We start from the raw sequence: 21164 nt of genomic DNA on the forward strand, positions 1-21164 counted from the left end.
GGGATTTACGATAGACAAATGTAAAAATTTATCACTTTTAATATAATGTCACTATCGATAGCATTATTTACAATAAGTATATGTCATTATTAATGACGTGTCAATATGTTCAATTATATAATTACATCATTATTATCACGGATAATAAAAAGTTTGCATTGTATTTATAGTGCGTTATAATGGCAATAATCTTTTGCGTGAACTTTTACAATTGTCACGTATAATGAATTTATAGATTGATTTTTTATAAATATTTTGCTAAAATACAAATATTAGAAAAGTTAGTACGGAGGAATAATAATGAAGGAACTATTTAAAATTGCTGTAATAGATGATGAAGATGGCATAATAAAGTCAATTCAGGCAAACCTATGCCCCAAATATAATATAATAGGTTATACAAGTTCAAAAGAAGGTCTTGATGCTTTAAAAGAAGAAGTTTTCGATATGCTTATATTGGATTATTTCATCGATAATATGAACGGGCGGCAAGTTGTAGAGAGAATCAGGAAATTTAATGATGAAATCTATATTATGCTCTTAACTGGCAGGGCTGAAGAAGCACCTGGCCTTGAAATTCTTAATACAATGGATGTTCAAATGTATTGTGAAAAATCTGCTGATTTCGAAAAAATATTGATTATTATTGAGTCCGCAATTAAATCCATTGAACACTCAAGGAAAGATGGAAGTTTTGGTTTAAGGATTAAAAAACTCAGGAAAATTAACAACATGAGCCAGGATGATCTTGGAAAACTTCTTGGTTTAGGTAGAACGGCCATTGCGAATTGGGAAGCAAACCAAACTGAACCGACAGGTGAAAATATAAAAAAACTTGCAGAAATTTTCAAGGTAACAACAGATTATTTATTAGGATTTAAAGCTAATTTCAGCTAAGTCATGATCTAAAAATAAATTCCGCCATAAATTTCGCTCATGTGTCGACTTAAATCGTCAACACTCACGCAGGTAAACAAAGCACAGTTCAAAGGGATTTGCTATAGATAAATTTAATAGATTTATCACTTAAATATATATTAATTAAGGAGAGAATCAATGAACGAAAAAACTATTAAAATTGATGATTTAAAGCAAGCTGATGTTTTATTATTCTCAGCATCTGAAGATGCAGTGTCTCAGTTGATATCCAAGATTACCGAGTCTCCCGTAAGCCATTCAGCTTTGTCATACTATGATTGTAATAAGATTGCCGAAGAAACTCCACCCTATGCTAAGATTAATGACATCAAAGAAAGAATAGTTAACCGTGAAATCACTGTGATGCGGCTGACTCCCTGGAAGGATGACATGTCTAAAGTTCTAGATATAGCTGCAAATTATATAGATTCAAAAGTGCCTTACTCAAAATTAAATCTGGCATTTGTTGGCATGTACATGTTGTTAAAAAAATCATTAGTCAACTTAAAGCTTCAGAGATTGGTTGGCCTCTTATTAAAACACATTACATATGAATTGATAAAAATTGTTGATGGTGCTGTTTATGGAAGCGTACAGCCAATGGTATGTTCCCAATTTGTTTATAATTGTTATGAAAATGCAGGAAAGGATTATAAATTAATTATCAAGAATGAATCTACCAATAAAAGCTTGCTCAAATACATCCAGGAATATATCGACAAAAACAAATCTAACTTAGAACCCAAGCTTTTTACAGATATTCTTAAACTATTTGAAAATAAAGTTAATTCAGATGGTAGTATGCCAAGCTCAAATTATGAAGAAGATTTGCTCAAAGAAATATACTCAGAATTAGAAGCAGATAAACTTCAAACATCACCAACTGATAACATTTCTTTAGATGAAGAACTTGTAGTCGCCGCTCATGAGTTTTGTTCAGTTATCCAGCATATTTACGGCAGCACCAACAATACCGCCCTAGTAATCAAAGGCGAAAATAAGCTTGAATCCAAACCAATTAATGAAATGGTTGATATCGAACAGTATTTCGTTACTCCAGGCGATCTGTTGACTAATTGTATAAATCTTACTATAATAGGTACATTAGATAATAATTCCGGTGAATTAAGTAGTAATGAACTGTGTTTTACCGACTAAATTAGAAAAGAACAAGTGAATTTTATGGCTATAGTAAAAACTTTGGTATATTTTGTTTCGTGTTGTATTCTTATTGTCTTTATAAAATCAATATGGTTTAATAAAAACCAAAAACAAATATACAAGTTTTGTTTATTAAATGTTCTGCTTGCATTTTTTTGGACTATTTTATCTTTTATAAACGAGTCTATAAGATACCTGACAGGACATTATATTTTTGCTGTTTTTTTCTTAAGTACAACCTGTACCTACTTTTTGCCATCCGCTGCTCTTATTCTCTCCATTATTATTGCAAAAGACAGAATATCCTTAAAAAGCATGTTTTTATTTTCATTTCCCCCAATTGTATTTACATTACTGCATGCTGCCAACAGCTATCACAGCCTTATATATAAAAGCTATGACAATCTCAATAATACCATGACAGGTATGGGTCCCTTATTTATTATTTATGCAGCATATCAATTTGTATATACTATGTTTTCGGTTATATATATCATGAAATTCAGCTTGAAGCATACAAATGGCCTGTCAAAGCAAATTTTGCTTTTCGTAGCCGGTATATTAGCTCCGATTGTATTTTCAAGCTTTTCGCTTTTAAAACGTTATTTACCGGAAACAAGTCCATTCCCATCATATTATGTTGTCTTTATATACCTGTTTTTTGCATTTTGTATAACTTACAGTATAAAAAAATACAGGTTTCTAGATATAATCCCCATAGCTTTGCAAAATGTGGTTGACAACATGAGCGACCCTTTCATTGTAACCGACCTTAACGGAAATATAATAGATAAAAACAAAATATTTGTAGATCTATTCGGAAAGGAGGCTATTAAAAAAAAATCAAATCACTTTTTTGATTACCTGAAAAACATGAATATCACAAACATCCATCATTCAAATCCTAATATTATGGAAAAACAATTTTTCAATTTGATAGATAAAATGGAATATTATTTTAGTTTAACAAAAACCAAAAAAATAATAATAAATATGGAATGTGCCGTTACAATAGGTACTCAAAATAAGGACTTCAAAATTGAAATAAAGCCCATTCTAGTACAAGATCGTTTTTTGGCAATATTGATAATGTTTAAAGACATTACTGAACACAAACAAATCCTGAAACTTATGGAGGAAAATACTAATCAATTAATCGAAAAGGCTCGGCTTTTATCGTTAAATCAATTAATCGGAGGTATTGCCCATAATATCAAAACACCCCTCATGTCCTCTTCAGGCGGTATTCTTGCACTAACCAGATACACTGAAAGATTAGACGAACTTTTGAAAGATGAGGATATATATATAAAACATCCTGAATTTAATAATGTTTTAAAAGATATGTTGCAGTGGGAAAAGATGATAAAGCAGTACCTTCTTTACATATCCGACGTTATTACGGCTGTAAAGGATCAATCTGTAAGCCTTAACAGCAGTAAAACCAATAAATTTACAATTGCAGAAGTTGTTGAAAAGATAAACCTGTTAATGTCTTACGAATTTAAGAGGAAAAACTGTAAATTCAACGTTTATTTCAGTATTGATCCCCAAACCCAAATAATAGGTGATATTGTTGTTTTAACCCAGATTCTCAATAATGTTATTATGAACTCAATTCAAGCATATGAGGATGGAGGAGAAATTCAATTGACAGTTTGCAAGGATAAAAATGATATTGTTTTTGTTGTCAGAGATTATGGAAAAGGTATATCTGATGATGTCAAACAAAAACTCTTCAACCAGATGGTCACAACAAAAGGCAAGGATGGGACAGGCTTAGGTCTGTACATTTCAAATATTGCATTGCACGGAAGTTTTAATGGAACAATGGGTTTACAGCCCAATATAGACAGGGGAACTGGCATTTTTATTTCTATACCCATAAAAATATAAAAATCATCTCTATTTCTTTAAATACAAAACTGTAAAGTTATATCATTGATAACGTAAAACTTATTTAAGACATATAGCGTTTATAAATTAATTTCCTTTAATTTCTTTAAATATAAAAATCATACTTTTGGTTGATGTGCGAAACTGAATATTCTTGTATTATATTCTTGTAAAGAACTTGCAAGCAATTTACAAAAGTAATACCAATATTACTTTACCAATTTTCATGGAAACCAGTAATTATTCAGGAGGTGGGCTATATGAACTTCAGGGTTACTTTAGCAGAGAATTTATCAATTGCTACACCTAATGCACTGTGGATGGAGTATAAGTATAGGAATGGACATGAATAAAAATAAATATTTTAGAAATGGAGAGATCAAATTATGAATAACTTAAAAATAAAAACAATGGATTTTTTAAAAGCATTAAATGATGTTCAAAAATCAGTAAAGGTCTCAATAGACATAAATGATTTGCAAAATCTTAAAGCGGCCAACTACTGCCTGTGCTTCGCAAAGAAAGTCAATAATGCTTATACTGTAGTATGGCAATCCTATGATAAATATTTAGTTGACAATACATTTTCGTGGACTCCTCAATATCAGCTCTTCGGTACTAACACTTTTCAAGATAATATCACTGTAAATGTAAATACAAACATTGTAAATATCGGATTAAGTGAGACCAGTATATTAAATCAATATGGTGTATTGGGAAATCCGGTAACCGGTGGTGCGGATACTGGATTTACTATGGATAACCAGTATGGTTCAATCCATCCTGGAGTAAATCAAGTTTCAACAGGCATAAACGGTCAAATAACCGCTACGCCTATTTATGTGGCTGAAGCCCCCATTATGCAAGGCACCTGTTTTCTACAGCCTGTTGAAAAAGCACTTATCTGGTTTGAGCAGGACATACAGACCGGTACAATGTTCAGTACTGCCAGATCAAGAGATATTGAAGTTGACCTAACACAAACTAACAGTGTACATATTCAATATAAAAACCAGCAGTGGTCAATAATTTGATAAACACAAGCAATCGGTCGGCTGTTCATAAGTTGAATAGCCGACCTTCCATTCAATACATACTAACATTTCTATATTTTCAAGCTGGTTCTCTTTTCTTCATCTGAGAGAACCAGCTTTCTACTTAAATATTTACCAAAAATATTTTACAAATTAAAGGACGCCACCTATAAATAATATTAGGTTCTCCTATTAATTCTTTCAACAACTATATATAATTTCCTTTTATCTATGGAATAACGTCTTGAATTAATGAGATAAACATGGTCATCAAGCATGATTTCGTTAACTTTTAACAATATATCAATAACACCCTCATCCTCAACCGGCCTTAAACTTAATTCACCATCCGAAAAAGCATCATGTTCAATAAATTCATGTGTATTCTTATCAATAAATACCACATTTACATTGTATTTCATTATTTGCCCTCCTGTATTCTTTTGTAAAATATTCTTTGCATATAATCCATATTTTATCAGATTATATCTGTTTTGGCTCATTATTTTTCTGTATAAATACTAACGATTATGAAAAATTTAGCAAATGGCTGTTGACTGACTAACAGTCAGTGAGTTATAATATAATTAATCGATTGACAGTCAGTCAGTCGCAAAAAACTTACATATAAGAGGAGATTGATTAATATATGGTAAGGATATCAAAGGACCCTGAAGAAAGAAAAAATGAAATAGTTGACGCCGCTGAAGAGCTGTTTTATTCAAAGGGATACGAAAAGACATCAGTAAGTGATATCGTTAAGAAGGTAGGTGTTGCCCAAGGACTCTTTTATTATTATTTCAAATGTAAGGATGAAATCTTAAATGCCCTGGCAGAAAAGTACCTGAACTCTCTAATGAAAAAAACTAAAAAGGTAACAGATAGCCCTCAGTATGATGCAGTAGAAAAAATACATAAACTTATTGAAGAAATGCTTGATGTATTCGGAATTAGAAAAAAAGGAATTATGAGCTTGGCCAAGCACTTTCATAATGATGATAACATGGTAATGCATCAAAAGGTGTCTAAAAAATATGTAGAATTAATGACTCCTGTTATTTCAGAGGTTGTCAGGCAAGGAGTCATTGAAAAAAGCTTTGATACAGAGTATCCGTATGAAGTAACACAAACACTTTTGATGTGGGCCGGAATGCTCCATATAAATATTAAATTTCCGTTGGAATACTCAGAAGTTTTAGAGAAAAGAATTATGGCCATCGAGGACTTTGTAGAAAGACTACTCGGTGCTAAAAAAGGCACAATGAACTTTGTGCAATATGGAAGGTGGTTAAAACATGACTAATACAATTTTTAAGCTTGATAGTGTAATGAAGGAATATAAAACAGGTGATGTTTCGGTTATGGCCCTTAGAAACACAACCTTTGAAATAAAAAAAGGCGATCTGGTAGTAGTTTTAGGACCCAGTGGATCTGGAAAAAGCACACTTCTAAACATAATTGGCGGCATGGACCTCCCTACAGGCGGCAAAGTTATTTTTGAGGGTGAAAACATTTCCTCCTATGATAGTAAAAAGCTGGCTTTATTTAGAAGAAATAAAATCGGTTTCGTATTCCAGTTCTATAACCTTATGCCTAATCTTACTGCAAGAGAAAATGTAGAAATCTCTACAGAAATTTCAAAAAACTCATTAAACATTGATGAAGTACTTGATAAAGTTGGTCTTAAAGACAGAGCTAGTCACTTCCCTGCTCAAATGAGCGGCGGTGAACAGCAAAGAGTGGCAATAGCCCGTGCTGTTGCCAAAAATCCCGATATCCTGCTTTGTGATGAGCCTACAGGTGCACTTGATTATTCAACAGGCATCAAGGTGCTTGAACTTTTAAAGGACATTAATAGAACCATGGGAAAAACAGTTATAATAATAACCCACAATCAGCCCATAGCACAGATTGCAGACAAAGTTATTAAAATGCGAAGCGGAGAAATTACAAGCATTTATGATAACCCCAATCCTGTTGATCCACAAACCATAGAATGGTAAATAATGCTCAATAGTAATAACAAACGTTTATTAGAAAGAAGGTGATCTTAATGAGAAAGCTTGATAAAATGCTGTTTCGGGAAATTTTAAAAACAAAGTGGCAGTTTATAGCGGCTGCAGCAGTTATTTTTGCCGGAATTACCATATTTACTGCAACTATTATTTCATATAGAAATCTAAAAAATTCCATGGATTACAGCTACGAGAAATATGGCTTTTTGGATTATTATGCAAAAACTCTTGGAAATAATATATCTCCTGACCTTATTGAAAAGATCAGGATAATCGATGGAGTAGATAATGTCATGGGCAGGTTGACTGTCGATGCATCAAGCGATATAAAAGATAAGAAAAAGATTCCTGTAAGTATAATATCAGTTCCCGATAAAGGTATGCCATCTATAAATAACTTTTCAGTCATGTCAGGAAATTATATCGATGGTAACAATCAATGCCTCCTGTCAAACAGATTCGGTAAGTTCTATGATTTGAAAAATGGGGATAGTATAAATGTATCCATCAATAATAAAAATTACAGTTTTATGGTAGCAGGCCTTGCATTGGGCCCTGAATTCTTCAAGCTTATGAAGTCCCCCTCTTCCCTATCTAGTTCTGACGGAGATTTTGGGCTGGTTTTTGTCAGAGAATCTCAAATGTCAGCCATACTTGGTTCTAAAGGAAATTACAACGAGGTTCATGTACTATTTAAAAAAGGCAGCAAAAATCAAGCTATTATTAAAAATATTGAAAATCTCCTAGAGCCTGTAGGATTAATGTCTTCTACAGAACGCAATAAACAGCTTAGCCATATAATGGTAAGTGACGATATTGACCAGGTAAAAACCCTTGCATCCATTATTCCTGTTCTGTTCTTACTTGTAGCAGCAGCAATAATATACATAATGCAAAAAAGAATAATTACCAATCAGAGAGTAATAATCGGTTCTATGAAGGCATTTGGTTACTCGGACAATAGAATTCTTTTTCACTATATTAAATATTCCATTGTACTTTCACTTATGGGTTCCATTCCGGCCATCATTGCAGGCATACTATTAGGCAGGCTAATGACCTATGAAATGTATCTTAAAATGTATGAATTCCCCAAGGTAATCACAAGTTCAAGCTTTGACCTGTTTGCTTTTTCCATACTTTTAAGCCTTGTATTTTGTGTCGCTGGAAGCTTTAGTGCAGCTAAAAAGGTTCTTAGGATAGTACCTGCACAGGCAATGCGTCCTGAATCTCCTAAAGCAGGTAAACGTATTCTGATTGAAAGGCTGACCTTTATATGGAATAAGCTTGGCTTTGGCTGGAAGGTTACTTTAAGGAATGTTTTTAGAAGCCGTCAAAGATCACTTTTGACAATAATGGGATTTGTTTTCTCAATCATGCTTTTTTTAGTTGTGTTCTCCATTACAGATACAGTTGATGATCTTATTGATTTTCACTTTAACACCCTGCAGCTCCAAGATTATACAGCCGATTTTAAAAAACCTCTCCCCTATGACGATGCTGTTAAGTTAGTTTCAAAAGACAGCAAAGTAAAAGCTGAGCCAATACTGGAACTGCCAGTTGAAATAATCAAGGAAGATGAGAAAAAGGATACCAAGCTAATTGCAGTTAATAGCAATATGACGCTAAACAAGCTAATAGATGATGAAGGAAATGATGTAGCTGTGCCTGATGACGGAATTCTTATATCTAATGGCATTTCAAAAAAGTTGTCCATAAATAAGGGAGATACAATAAGTGTAAAGATTTACTTTAACGATGTAAAAGTAATAAAAATTAAGGTTCAAAGCATAATCAAGCAGGCAATCGGATTTAATTGCTATATAAATATGAATTCTGTCATTAAATACATGAATTTTCCCAGATATGCTACTGGCGTAATGGTAAAAACATCAGATGGCAATAAGGATTTTATGGAAAAAAGCCTTTTAAATACTCCAGAAATTGAATCGGTTGAAAACCGTGAGAAATCATTATCCTCCATAAGGGCACTTATTAAACTTATTTATTATTTCGCAGGATTTATGGCTGTATTTTGTGTTATTATGGGCTTTTCAATAATATTTATAACAACAATTATCAATCTTACTGAAAGAAACCGTGAGCTTGCTTCATTAAAGGTTTTGGGGTATTCAGACAAAGAAATCGGCAGAACCATATTTAGAGAAAACATCATTCTTGGGATAATTGCTCTTATTCCCGGTATCTTACTGGGTATAAGCATTAGTAATGTCATAATTCCCGAGCTAAACAGCAGGATGATGTATTTAGAGTCGGTCATTTCAGTAAGATCCTATATTGTAACCATATTAAGTGTTTTAATCTATATATCATTGGCACAGTTAACTATAAAAAGGAGCATAAGAAACCTTGATATGGTGGAAGTTTTAAAGAACAGAGAGGCATAAGATGGAAAACCGGAATTCATCATGAATTACGGTTTTCCAGTATTTTCACAGTCAAAGTATTACTATTTAAGTATGTTCTGATCATAATAGGATAACTACGATTATTGCTGAACCTGAAATCATATGCTCCGTAAGTAACAGTGGCATCTTTACCCTTAGGTACATATCCCACAGCCTTTGAGTGCTTATGCCGCTCAATTATTTTGAGCCCACATTGATCTATTGCATTGTACAATGTAGAAGATACCTGGCATATACCTCCTCCAACACCTGTACCTTTTTTGGGCATGCCGTCTTTTCTAGTAATAATTGTAGCTTTCTCATAACCTTTTTCTTCTGTTCTCCTTCCAACAATCTTATTGAAAGAAAACTGCTCACCAGGTGAAAGTTTAAGGCCATCTATCCTTTCAGAGGCTAATTCTATATTATTCACCCTCGACTCATCTTTGTCCAGTATGGAAGTAGTGTAACTACCTATAGTTACAATGTTTTCAATTAATATTTGTGATGTAACCAAAGGCAGTTCTTCATCAACTATAAGGTCAACCTTATTTCCTTCCGGTGCATTAAGAAGTGCTTCCATTGTCTTCTCTACGTTTACCTTTTTCCCTATCCTGCCTTGTTTTACCTTCCAGGTAGTATTGTCCATAGTAGCATTTGATGCCTGGGTATCAATTCCAGCAGCATATGCTCTAACTTTTGTCAGTACTTCCGATTCTTTCAGGTTTCCAACATTTTCGTTATTTAAATAAACGTTTTTCCTAATAGTTCGTTCCATTGTGCCAAACCCAATGAAATTAGCAGGAGGAGTTTCTTTTGACTGGTATTCAGCATCATTAATTTCACCCTTTGAACCGCAGGAGGTTAGTAGTAGTAATGATAATAAAATAAGCACAACATTAGGATACCTTATGAAATTGCGACTGTTGTAAGTTTTCATAATGTGAAATTGCACCTCCTCAACTTTATTATTAGTGACAGAACAGAAAAGTATGTCTTGCTATTTTTTCTATTATTGATTAAAGTACCAGGTTTTTTTCAAAACAATATGCAGATATTAATGATTAATCATTAATTTTGAATATGGAAAGGTGTATTGAAGTGTCTAAAATTAACAAGAGGAAGTACTTCTTAACAATATCAATAGTTTTAATTACTTTGCTCTTATTGGTATCTATACCTGCATGTGCTCATGCTGCACAAACTAAAAAGATAGTTATAGATCCGGGACATGGAGGAATAGACAGTGGATGCACAATAAAAAATATATATGAGAAGAATATCAATCTTGATATTTCTATGAAGGTTAAAAGCTATCTGGAACAAAATGGCTTTAATGTCGTTTTAACAAGAAACGGTGATGAATCATTATATAAATATTGCAAAACCGGTGATACCATTGAAAAAAGAGATCTCAATGCACGGGTAAATAAGATAAATGAAAGCAATGCCAGTATTTTTGTTAGCATCCATGCTGATAGTTATTATGACCATACCATCAACGGATCAATAGTATACTTTTTCAGTGAACAATGTTTGCAATCCAAAGCTCTGGCAAAAAGTATACAAAGGTCTTTAAATGGCCTTACTGCAGACGGAAAAAAGCGAATGTCCCATAATTCCCGGGCAGAGGATTATTACATTTTAAGAAATACATCTATACCGGGTGTATTGGTTGAAACCGGTTTTCTCACAAATCCCAGGGAACGTTCTTTGCTTGCTACAGACGAATTTAGACAAAAAATAGCAAACTCAATTGCTTCAGGGATTACACAATATATGAAAAACTAAATTTTGCTAAAATACCATATGATCCCAACCGGTTCCTGTTATATTACTTTGACCTCCATTTGAGGTCATTTTTATATCCTGGAAATCTCCTAAAAAAATTTTATAAGATTTATGGAGCGAAAAAACGTGTTGCTGCGTCAAATAGGTGTATGCATAATAAGGAAGGAGGCAGTTTATGTATTCCCTTTCGGTACCAAAGGAGAATTACTCAGGTGATAATCAGGATAAAGACAAATTAATGCATAGACTAATGGACACTTATGGTAAAGACGTGCTCAGAACCTCGTATATGTACTTGAAGGACATGCAAAAAGCCGAGGATGCTTTTCAGGAAGTATTTATTAAAGTTTTTAATAAGTATGAAAGCTTTAAAGGAGAAAGCAGTGAGAAAACCTGGATTATAAAAATAACAATCAATGTATGCAAGGATTTATTGCGTAGTTCATGGATAAAAAGAGTGCTGCTTACCGATAAATTCAAGGAGCGAAGCAAAGGAACGGGTATTGAGAACAGAATTATTAAAATGGATGAAAACAGGCTCCTGTTTGATGAAGTGCTATCCCTTTCCCAACCGTTCAAGGAAGTTATTTTACTTTACTACTACCAGAACTGCGATACCTCAGAAATAAGCAAAATTTTGAATATTGCAGAAGGAACTGTAAGGAGCAGGCTCCACAGGGCTCGTGAGATACTTAAAAACAAGTTGGGAGGGAGGATTGACTTGAATGAGTAAAATGAAGGACTTTAAAAACATAGCAGATGAAATTATGTGTGATATAAATGTTAGCAATGAGCTTAAGGAAAAAACATTAAATCAATGCAAAAAGAAGAGACAAGTTTCAAGTAGCAGAATTTTAATAGCAGCTGCGTGTTTTCTCTTGATTATCGGCTCTGTAAGTGTATCACATTTTCTCTCGTTAAAGATTCAAAAAGGAACAGATAAGAACCCGCAGGTAAATATAATGTCAGGTACTTCTGAGGGCACAAAAACCCTTCCAGGAGAAATTGGAATAAGCAGCAATCCTGAGGTTGGCAAAATTAAGGAGTGGACCCTTACTGCACTTGATGAGGCAAAAAAGGATTTTGGGAATCTTTTTCTTACACCCTCGTATATACCTGGAAACTTTAAACTGGATAAAGTTTATGCATCAGGAACCGAAGATCACGTAGCTTCTAAAATTACACTTACCTATTTTGCCGGAGATAAATCGTTTTTGATTATTGAAGAAAAAAGTGAGATGGATTATGGACTAACTAATTTTAACAAAATTGATATAAATGGTACTACCGGATATATAAAGCCAGTTCCATTAGATAACGGCGAAAATGCCGGTTTGGATACCGAAATTCATTGGTTTAAAAGCGGGGTTCACTACTCCGTTATGGGACTTATAACACAGGATGAGGCTACCAAGATAGCCGTGTCTATGAAGTGATTAAATATAAATTTATAGATGTAAAAAAAACAAATGGAGGAATTATTTATGATAATATCAAAATTAACCAAAGCTTTTATTCTCGGATCTTGTATAACAGTACTTTCATCAACTGCTGCTTTTGCTCAAACAGGAGGTGAAGTGTCTCAAGGAGTATCTTCAGTCCAGCAATCAGATATTGAAAGTCCTCTTTTTAAAAAAACAAACAGAAATCGATAAGTTTGTTTTTGAAACACACGCTAAAGAAATTGCAGAAAAGGGGTTCACAGTGACCAGTACCGCACCTGTAGGTAACTATGTTGAAATTGGCATTACACCATATAATGAAGCAAATGCCGAATATCTGTACAACGCATTTGGAAAGGACATGGTTAAGGTAATTGAAGGTCAGCAGGCTATGACTATGGATACCGCGACAACAAGTGTCAATACCGGAGATGAAATTTCCCAAACAACTGCTAGCGGTACAACTGGAGAGGAAATTTTCCAGACAACTGCTAGCGGCAATACCGGAGAGGAGATTTATCAAACGACTGCTTCAGGAGAAACTAAAGAAACCTCTCAAATGCTTTCACCAATGGTAATTGCTCTGTCCTGTACAGCCGGTGCAGGTATACTTGGGAGTGCCATTATTGTATTAAGAAGACGCAAAGCTGCAAATAGCTAAAAATATAGGACCCGTGACTTAACTTTTTTCACGGGTCCTTTTAATATAGCAATTTATGATGGCTTGTGTTGCTTGCATTTCAACAATTGAATTTCCAGAGTGCTTGGATATTTAGATATAGTTAAACATTAATAAAAGCTGGCGGATTTAGCTCCAGCCAGCTTATTTGTATGTCCAGGAAATTATGGTTTATGCACCACAATTACAGAACTTTTTGCAAAAATGATTTAGTTCTCTCATGTTTAGGGTTTGTAAAAATCTGTCCTGGTGTACCATCTTCCAGAATTTCACCTCTGTCCATAAATAATACTCTACTTGCTACCTCTTTGGCAAATCCCATCTCATGAGTCACAACAAGCATTGTCATCCCTTCTCTTGCAAGTTCTTTCATTACTTCTAAAACCTCGCCAACCAATTCAGGATCTAAAGCCGATGTAGGTTCATCAAAGAGCATGATTTTAGGCTTCATCGCAAGTGCCCTTGCAATAGCAACCCTTTGCTGTTGGCCTCCTGAAAGCCTGGAGGGAAATTCATCTTTTTTGTCCTCAAGACCAACCTTTCTAAGGAGTATTAAACCATATTCCGTAGCTTCCTTAACACTCAGCTTTTTAACTGTAACAGGAGCCTCAATAACATTCTGAAGTACAGTCATATGAGGAAAGAGATTAAACCTTTGAAAAACCATTCCAAGCTTTGTACATATTTCTGAAACCTTTTTCTGAGATATCTTTAACTGATCCCTTCCTGATACTCTTTGATCTATCAACTCCCCCTCAATATAAACACTTCCTGAGGTGATACGCTCCAAGTGGTTGAGACATCTTAGCATGGTGCTCTTACCTGAACCGCTGGGGCCGATTACGCACACAACCTCACCCTTTGAAATCTCGAAATTGATATTTTTTAATACCTCCAGATTCCCGAAGGATTTTGCCACTTTTTCCATTTTTACCATCATGCTAATCACCTCACTATTCATAAACCGAATACTTTTTCTCAAGTTTTTCAAATATAACTGTAAAAAATGTTGTCATTGCTAAAAACAATATAGCTGCAGGTATATATATAGCCGCATTTGACTCTCTTGTAGATATCTGGTTGGTAACTTTCATAAGCTCCGTCATTGCAATCATGGCAACTAATGAAGAATCCTTCAAAAGTGCAATGAGTTCATTTCCCACAGGGGGTATAAGACGCCTGTATGATTGAGGCACAATAACTCTTCTCATCGCCTGCCCATAACTCATACCCAAAGCCTTGGCCGCTTCCATCTGGCCTTTGTCGATTGATTGTATTGCAGCCCTTATAATTTCTGCAAGGTAGGCTGCAGAGTTTAAAGCAAGTGCCAAAAGAGCAGGAATCCATTGCCCTGGCAAAGTAAGAGAAGGATGGATATTCGGAAGTGCATAGTAGATGAAGAACAACTGCATTAATAATGGTGTACCCCTAAAAAGCCATATATAAAACCAACAAATTCTATCAATAAATTTATTCTTTGACAGCCTTCCCAATGCTAAAAACAGTCCCAATATGGCACCGAAAAAAACAGAGATAACAGTTAACAGTATTGTATTTCTTGCCCCCTCAAGCAGTGCGGGCATATATCCCATAAGTTTATCCAAGTCCAATTTTAACAACTCCCCCGAAAAAACGTTTATCATTTAAAAATGCGTTGAACAGAACAACAAACACAATCTGCTCAACGCATCTAGGTATGGCTAATTATTGTAAATTCTTCGTTACATCTTCACCGAACCATTTTTCAGATATCTTCTTCATGGTTCCATCAGCCTGCATATCATCCAATATTTTGTTTGCCTTGTCTCTCAATTCAGTATCCTTCTTTTTGAAGCACAATGCCATTGGCTCAGCATCAGGACTTTCCCAGGCAATGATATACTTATCCTTGTTGTTAGCTATGTAATATTTTGCAACAACTATATCACATATTACCGCATCTAGCCTTCCTGCATCGAGATCCATGAATGGTTGTGTTACCAGTGGGTATGTAGACATATCATTTTCAACCACTTTTTTGTTTTTTATAAGATCCCTACAGAAATCCTCAGATGTACTTCCTGCTTGTAAACCAACTTTCTTACCGTTAAGGTTATCGGTTGATTTTATATCAGTTGTTGATTTCTTGGTTACAATAACCTGTTTATTAGCTATGTAAGGCTTGGTAAGTGAATGCTCCTTTTGCCTTTCTTCATTGATGCTGACAGATGAAATAATGGCATCAAACTTGTTAATCTCTAGTGCCTGAAAAATACCTGTCCAATCGTTTGAAACAAACTGTACATCTGATTTTCCAAGTCTTTTACCCAATTCTTTTGCCACATCAACATCAAACCCGATTGTTGTTTTACCATCGGAATCTTTAAATTCCATAGGTGGATAGTTATCATCAACACCTACAAGCAAAACATCACTTTTAGTTCCGCTATCCGAGCTTTGATCTGTATTTGTACTTTCTGTACCGGTTCCGCAAGCAGTTAATGTTAGAATTAAAATGACCACTAAAGCTGTAACTCGAAGTAAATTTCTTTTTTTCAACCTCAACATAAAAAACCTCCTTTAAACTTCTTGTTATGTGTTTATGAATTTAACTTTTTAAATATGTTATCTTTAATCTTATTTCTTAAATGAATTGAATTAACACCTTCGTTGATAAGAGCCTGTCTTATGTACTCTATCTCAGCTTCGGTAAGGAGTATTGACCTGCCCCGGTTATCGGATTTAATATGTATCATTATTTCTGTAATAGTTTTTTTAGCACATTCCATATCATCAAAGAAGTAAACTTCATGCTGCTCATCATAAATTCCATTATTTTTCTTATAAATAGCAGCGAGATCCGGTGTATTGATTCCTGTACGTATTGAAATGTCATTTAATTTGTAAAGCCCAACATAGTCTACATAATATTTATTTTGGTGCAGACTGGAAGCTCTGACTAAAAAACTTTCTCCACTTATCATATTTTTCTCTCCCGGATTTTTTTGGAATTGTCATATTAATTATAACAGCATTAATATTATGGCACAATAAGGCTAACATCATTATTTTGTATATTGTTCAGGTGCTATTTTCCCAACTTTATAAGAATTATGCCGCATTAATCTTATTTGCTAATTAACGAAAACAACATGTTATGTAAAATTATTATGTTAATTTGTAGATTGTAAATTTAAATTGTGTTATATTAATTGTGTTGTTTTAATTTTAAACTCTGGAGTTTTTTTATGGATAAACTAAAACTAAAATCTAATCTATTGCTTCTTCTTACAGCTGCAATATGGGGATTTGCGTTTGTTGCCCAGAGAGTGGGTATAAAGTATGTCGGTACATTTACATTCAACGGAATCAGGTTTGCATTGGGCGGCCTTTCACTTATTCCGCTGATATTGTTTTTTGATTGTAGATCAAAAGCCAAAATACCTTCTGATAAAGATAATAATCACAACAGTAAGAAGGAACTTTACCTGGCAGGCCTTTTGGCCGGATTATGTCTATTTATTGCTGCAACATTGCAGCAAATTGGATTAGTTGAAACCACAGCCGGAAAAGCCGCTTTTATCACTGGTTTATATATAGTTTTAGTCCCTATGCTCGGCATGTTTTTCAAACATAAAGTGGGGATTTTTACCTGGATTGGAGCTGTAACAGCTGTTGTAGGGCTGTATTTCCTATCAGTAAATGAGAATTTTTCCCTGTCCAGGGGTGATCTTTTTGAACTGATTGGCACTTTTTTCTGGGCTGTTCATATTCTACTCATAGGATATTTTTCACGCAGGGCTGATGCTTTAAAGCTATCATGTTTGCAGTTCTTTGTCTGCTCCTTTCTCAGCCTGGTAACAGCCATATGTGTTGAAAAAATAACTCTTTCTGGTATAGTACAGGCAAGTACCCCTATTCTCTACGGAGGACTGCTTTCTGTAGGCGTTGCTTATACACTTCAGGTTATAGGTCAAAAAAATGCCAATCCTTCACATGCAGCTTTAATACTTAGCCTGGAGACTGTCTTTGCAGCTCTGGGAGGATTCATATTGTTAAATGAACGTTTAAGCACAATGGGTTTTATCGGGTGCATTTTAATGTTTTCAGGAATGATCTTTTCTCAAATGCAAAGTCTTTACAAAAAAGATTATTCATAGGATTGAACATAAGTTTATGCTGGTTCAAACTGACTTTTATATAGCATTGTGTAATGACCGTTCTTCTTTAAGAGCTGCTCGTGGGTTCCACTTTCCACTACATTACCCTTATCCATTACTAAGATCATGTCCGCTTCCCGTATTGTTGAGAGTCTGTGTGCTATAACAAAGCTTGTCCTCCCTGCAATCATTTTCATAAATGCCTTTTGTATATGTATTTCTGTTCTTGTATCTATGCTGCTTGTAGCTTCATCTAAAATCAAGATAGGCGGGTCGACAAGCATTACACGTGCAATAGTCAGAAGCTGTTTTTGTCCCTGGGATAGATTTTCTCCCGTATCATTTATTAATGTGTCATAGCCCTTAGGTAAACGCATAATAAAGCTGTGGGCTTCAGCAGCTTTAGCAGCTGCAATAATTTGTTCTTCCGTAGCATTTTCCCTGCCATATGCAATGTTATCCCTTATACTTCCGGCAAACAACCACGTATCCTGAAGCACCATGCCAAAATTCCGGCGAAGACTGGCCCGTGTGATAGCTTTGATATTTATGCCGTCAATGAGTATGGAACCGCTGTCTACATCATAAAACCTCATCAGAAGATTAACAAGAGTTGTTTTTCCAGCACCGGTTTGACCTACAATGGCTATTCTGTCCCCCTTTTTTACCTCCAGGTTAAAACCTCTTATTAGCGGGCACTCAGGCTCATATGAAAAATCAACATTTTTAAATAATATATTCCCCTCAGATTCTTTCATATCAAATGAATTTTTATCATCCATTGCTTCCGAAGGTAAATCCAGTACATAAAATATCCGCTGCAGTGAAGCGAATGCAGCCTGCCTCTGTGCCAAAACACCCGATATTTCATTAAAGGGTTTGCCAAACAGGCTTGCATAGATCAAAAAGCTGGATATGCCTCCCACAGATATGATTCCTGAAATAGCGGCAACGCTCCCAATTATTCCAATTCCCGCATAAGTGATGTTATTTACAAGGCGAGTAGATGGATTGGTGAGTGAAGAATAAAACTGTGCCTTTACCCCTACTTTGTAAAGAAGATTGTTGGTATCTTGAAATTTCCTGAATGACCGCTCCTCAAAGCCGAATGCCTTAACTACTTTTTGCCCTCCGATTATTTCTTCTGCATAACCGTTAAGCTGGCCCAAAATCTTAGCCTGTTCCTTAAAAAAATGCTGTGTACGTTTGGAAATAAAACGTGCTACAAAAAAGGCCCCTGGAGCCGACAAAAGTACAAATACCGTCATAAACGGATTGATATAAAGCATTAACCCCACTGCCCCAAAAACAGTTACAATACCTGTAAATAAAGTCATTATTCCTTGCTGCACCCCATCAGAGATCGAATCCATATCGTTTACAAACCTGTTGATTGTATCACCATAAGGTGTATTATCATAGAACTTCAACGGCAAAGTGCCGAGCTTTTCAAAAAGCTTCCCCCGCATATCGTTTACAGTCCGGTATGCTATTGTGTTGGTCAAATATGTAAGAAGCCATCCGAAAAGGTTGCCTCCGGCATAGATAAAGGCTAAAGCAATTAAAATATGTGATACAAAGCTAAAGTTTACCGCACCTTTTCCAACCATGTAATCAATAGCCCATCCAATGAGCATTGGTCCTAACAGGCTTGCTGTAACGCTCAAAAGTGCACATATCATTGATAATATTAAAAATCTCTTATATTTACCAATATGAGTTAAAAGCCTTGTCAATGATTTTCTGTTCATACGACTGCCTCCCCGTTTGAAAGCTGGGATATGCATATTTCATTATATACCTTACAATTTTCCATAAGCTCATCATGTGTTCCTATTCCCTCAATATATCCATCACCAAAAACAATTATTTTATCTGCATGTTTTACTGTGCTAACCCTTTGTGATACAATCAGAACAGTCATATTGCTGCAGTTTTGTTTAATTGCCTTTTTGAGTGCTGCCTCTGTGGCAAAGTCTAATGCACATGATGCATCATCAAGTATCAGTATCTCAGGCTGTACAACCAAAGCACGGGCTATAGCAAGCCGCTGCTTCTGCCCACCGGAAAAGTTTGCACCTCCCCTTGATACTTTTGTGCTATACCCTCCAGAAAAGCTCAAAATAAATTCCTCAGCCTGTGCAATTTTTGCAGCTGCCATAACCTCTTCATCGGTAGCATCTTGCTTCCCCCACCGGATGTTTTCTGCAATTGTCCCGGTAAAGAGTATGGATTTCTGAGGTACAACAGAAATTTTACTTTTTAATACACTTAATGGATATTTCTTAACATTTATACCATCTATATAGATTTCACCAGTTACTGCATCATAGAACCTTGGAATGAGGTTTACAAATGTGGATTTACCTGTGCCTGTACTTCCTATAAGCCCTACAGTTTCACCATGATTGATTTCTACTGATACATCCCTTAATGCCATATCACCGGTAACACTATAACCAAATGACACTTTATCAAACTTTATTGCGGGATTATCTTTATTAGTTATAAATGTATTACAATTTTCTGTGTTAATATTTTTTATGTTAATATTTTTTATGTTAATATTTTTTGTATTACTATCCTTTACAGTATTTTTTTCAACAATAGATGATTGTGTTTCCAACACCTCATTAACACGTCCTGCTGATGCAAATGCCCTGGTAAATATTATAACCAGGTTGGATACGACAACAAGGGCCAGCAATATCTGAGTAATATAGTTCACATATGCTATAATTTCTCCCTGGGATAGTCTTCCTGCATTGATACGCAGCCCACCGTACCACAAGACAGCAATGATAGCCCCATTCATTACAAGAGATGTCAGTGGGTTTAAAAGAGCGGATATCTTGCTTACATTAGTGACAATATCGGTTAAATCATCATTTGACTGATTAAATCGCTGCTTCTCACTGCTATTTTTTGCAAAGGCACGGATTACTCTCACTCCTGAAAGGTTCTCTCGAAGCACAAGAGCTATTTTGTCAAGGTATTGTTGAGACTTACGATAGAGCGGCGATGATCTGCTTATAATAAAATATAGTATAATTCCAAAAACAGGCGTAGCTGCTATAAGAATAAGCGAAAGCTTAAAATCCAGTATCATTGCCATAATAACCGCACCGATGCATATAAATGGGGCCCTTATAACTAGGCGTATGAGCATGGCTATTGCAAGTTGAAGCTGATTTACATCATTTGTGATCCGGTTTATCAATGATGGTGTGCCGAATTTATCAATCTGTGCATATGAAAGAGATGATATGTGCTCAAAAATTTTATTCCGCAGGGTTGTTCCAAAACCCTGTGATGCCCTGGCTGCATAATATTGGCATACTACTGAACTACCAAATCCCAATATTGCCATAAGTACCATAAGTCCGCCCATTTTTATTACATAATCCACATCACGTTTTATAACGCCATTATTAATTATAAGTGCCATGATTGTAGGCATAAGAAGCTCCAATATTGCTTCAAGCAGTTTAAAAGCCGGCCCGACAATGCATTCTTTTCTATAAGGTTTCAAGAAAATCGCAATTTTAAACAAAATTTACCATTCCTAACTTTTCTTTATTACTTATTTTTTCATTCTCCGGCTATGATTATAACATAATATTATGTAAAGTTAAATTTGTGATTTTATTTATATGTTTTGCAATAATCATTTTACATTTT

At 34.9% G+C, this 21164-nt stretch carries 21 protein-coding genes; 13 read left to right on the top strand and 8 right to left on the bottom strand.

Annotation, left to right across the window (positions count from 1 at the left end; translation table 11 throughout):
- Positions 1–300 precede the first annotated feature (300 nt).
- The 4 genes from Bccel_RS04835 (at position 301) to Bccel_RS04850 (ending at position 5009) form a co-directional block, all read left to right on the top strand.
- Positions 301–897 carry a helix-turn-helix domain-containing protein gene (locus Bccel_RS04835; protein ID WP_036940429.1) on the top strand — a complete coding sequence of 199 codons (597 nt, stop codon included), beginning with the start codon at positions 301–303 and terminating at the stop codon, positions 895–897.
- Positions 898–1056: 159 nt separating this feature from the next.
- Positions 1057–2076 carry a C40 family peptidase gene (locus Bccel_RS04840; protein ID WP_050753124.1) on the top strand — a complete coding sequence of 340 codons (1020 nt, stop codon included), beginning with the start codon at positions 1057–1059 and terminating at the stop codon, positions 2074–2076.
- A 24-nt stretch (positions 2077–2100) separates the two neighbouring features.
- On the top strand, positions 2101–3975 hold the full coding sequence (locus tag Bccel_RS04845; RefSeq protein WP_036940432.1) for an ATP-binding protein: 1875 nt from the start codon (positions 2101–2103) through the stop codon (positions 3973–3975).
- A 386-nt stretch (positions 3976–4361) separates the two neighbouring features.
- The gene (locus Bccel_RS04850) at positions 4362–5009 is read left to right on the top strand and encodes a hypothetical protein (RefSeq protein ID WP_050753125.1); all 648 of its coding nucleotides are present in this window, start codon (positions 4362–4364) and stop codon (positions 5007–5009) included.
- A gap of 179 nt (positions 5010–5188) precedes the next feature.
- On the opposite strand, the gene Bccel_RS04855 is transcribed toward Bccel_RS04850, so the two are convergent.
- The gene (locus Bccel_RS04855; protein ID WP_036940438.1) at positions 5189–5431 is read right to left on the bottom strand and encodes a hypothetical protein; all 243 of its coding nucleotides are present in this window, start codon (positions 5429–5431) and stop codon (positions 5189–5191) included.
- Between the two features lie 227 nt (positions 5432–5658).
- Between Bccel_RS04855 and Bccel_RS04860 the strand changes: the two genes are divergently transcribed.
- The 3 genes from Bccel_RS04860 to Bccel_RS04870 are packed head-to-tail and all read left to right on the top strand — an operon-like array spanning position 5659 to position 9432.
- A complete protein-coding gene (locus Bccel_RS04860) occupies positions 5659–6312 on the top strand; it encodes a TetR/AcrR family transcriptional regulator (RefSeq protein WP_050753126.1) in 654 nt (217 codons plus the stop codon).
- Entirely contained in the window at positions 6305–7012 is a 708-nt protein-coding gene (locus tag Bccel_RS04865; RefSeq protein ID WP_036940440.1) for an ABC transporter ATP-binding protein, read from the top strand. Before Bccel_RS04860 ends, Bccel_RS04865 begins: the two co-directional genes overlap by 8 nt.
- A gap of 50 nt (positions 7013–7062) precedes the next feature.
- Positions 7063–9432, top strand: a complete 2370-nt coding sequence (locus Bccel_RS04870; RefSeq protein WP_036940443.1) for an ABC transporter permease — start codon at positions 7063–7065, stop codon at positions 9430–9432.
- Positions 9433–9451: 19 nt separating this feature from the next.
- Here the strand turns inward: Bccel_RS04870 and Bccel_RS04875 are convergent, their stop codons facing one another.
- Positions 9452–10372, bottom strand: a complete 921-nt coding sequence (locus tag Bccel_RS04875) for a VanW family protein (RefSeq protein ID WP_050753127.1) — start codon at positions 10370–10372, stop codon at positions 9452–9454.
- A 161-nt stretch (positions 10373–10533) separates the two neighbouring features.
- On the opposite strand from Bccel_RS04875, the gene Bccel_RS04880 reads away from it, so the two are divergent.
- The 5 genes from Bccel_RS04880 (at position 10534) to Bccel_RS04895 (ending at position 13326) form a co-directional block, all read left to right on the top strand.
- Positions 10534–11223: an N-acetylmuramoyl-L-alanine amidase family protein gene (locus Bccel_RS04880; protein WP_050753128.1), complete on the top strand. Its 690-nt coding sequence runs from the start codon at positions 10534–10536 to the stop codon at positions 11221–11223.
- A 175-nt stretch (positions 11224–11398) separates the two neighbouring features.
- Positions 11399–11956: a sigma-70 family RNA polymerase sigma factor gene (locus tag Bccel_RS04885; protein ID WP_050753129.1), complete on the top strand. Its 558-nt coding sequence runs from the start codon at positions 11399–11401 to the stop codon at positions 11954–11956.
- Complete coding sequence (locus Bccel_RS04890) at positions 11949–12659, top strand: DUF4367 domain-containing protein (protein ID WP_036940448.1); 711 nt, start codon at positions 11949–11951, stop codon at positions 12657–12659. The genes Bccel_RS04885 and Bccel_RS04890 overlap by 8 nt, the downstream gene beginning before the upstream one ends.
- A gap of 48 nt (positions 12660–12707) precedes the next feature.
- Positions 12708–12878, top strand: coding sequence for a hypothetical protein (locus tag Bccel_RS30105; RefSeq protein ID WP_154673456.1), 171 nt, complete (start codon positions 12708–12710; stop codon positions 12876–12878).
- 49 nt (positions 12879–12927) lie between these two features.
- On the top strand, positions 12928–13326 hold the full coding sequence (locus tag Bccel_RS04895) for a hypothetical protein (protein WP_050753130.1): 399 nt from the start codon (positions 12928–12930) through the stop codon (positions 13324–13326).
- Between the two features lie 202 nt (positions 13327–13528).
- On the opposite strand, the gene Bccel_RS04900 is transcribed toward Bccel_RS04895, so the two are convergent.
- The 4 genes from Bccel_RS04900 to Bccel_RS04915 form a co-directional block, all read right to left on the bottom strand.
- A complete protein-coding gene (locus tag Bccel_RS04900) occupies positions 13529–14281 on the bottom strand; it encodes an amino acid ABC transporter ATP-binding protein (RefSeq protein WP_036940722.1) in 753 nt (250 codons plus the stop codon).
- Between the two features lie 16 nt (positions 14282–14297).
- Entirely contained in the window at positions 14298–14954 is a 657-nt protein-coding gene (locus Bccel_RS04905) for an amino acid ABC transporter permease (RefSeq protein ID WP_152965925.1), read from the bottom strand.
- Between the two features lie 94 nt (positions 14955–15048).
- A complete protein-coding gene (locus Bccel_RS04910; protein WP_036940451.1) occupies positions 15049–15891 on the bottom strand; it encodes a transporter substrate-binding domain-containing protein in 843 nt (280 codons plus the stop codon).
- A 32-nt stretch (positions 15892–15923) separates the two neighbouring features.
- The gene (locus Bccel_RS04915; RefSeq protein WP_036940454.1) at positions 15924–16307 is read right to left on the bottom strand and encodes a hypothetical protein; all 384 of its coding nucleotides are present in this window, start codon (positions 16305–16307) and stop codon (positions 15924–15926) included.
- 264 nt (positions 16308–16571) lie between these two features.
- On the opposite strand from Bccel_RS04915, the gene Bccel_RS04920 reads away from it, so the two are divergent.
- Positions 16572–17483: a DMT family transporter gene (locus Bccel_RS04920; RefSeq protein WP_036940455.1), complete on the top strand. Its 912-nt coding sequence runs from the start codon at positions 16572–16574 to the stop codon at positions 17481–17483.
- Positions 17484–17497: 14 nt separating this feature from the next.
- Here the strand turns inward: Bccel_RS04920 and Bccel_RS04925 are convergent, their stop codons facing one another.
- Complete coding sequence (locus tag Bccel_RS04925) at positions 17498–19234, bottom strand: ABC transporter ATP-binding protein (protein ID WP_036940458.1); 1737 nt, start codon at positions 19232–19234, stop codon at positions 17498–17500.
- Complete coding sequence (locus Bccel_RS04930) at positions 19231–21036, bottom strand: ABC transporter ATP-binding protein (RefSeq protein ID WP_036940459.1); 1806 nt, start codon at positions 21034–21036, stop codon at positions 19231–19233. Before Bccel_RS04930 ends, Bccel_RS04925 begins: the two co-directional genes overlap by 4 nt.
- Positions 21037–21164: the final 128 nt, after the last annotated feature.

The sequence above is a fragment of the Pseudobacteroides cellulosolvens ATCC 35603 = DSM 2933 genome, from assembly GCF_001262605.1.
Taxonomy (GTDB): domain Bacteria; phylum Bacillota; class Clostridia; order Acetivibrionales; family DSM-2933; genus Pseudobacteroides; species Pseudobacteroides cellulosolvens.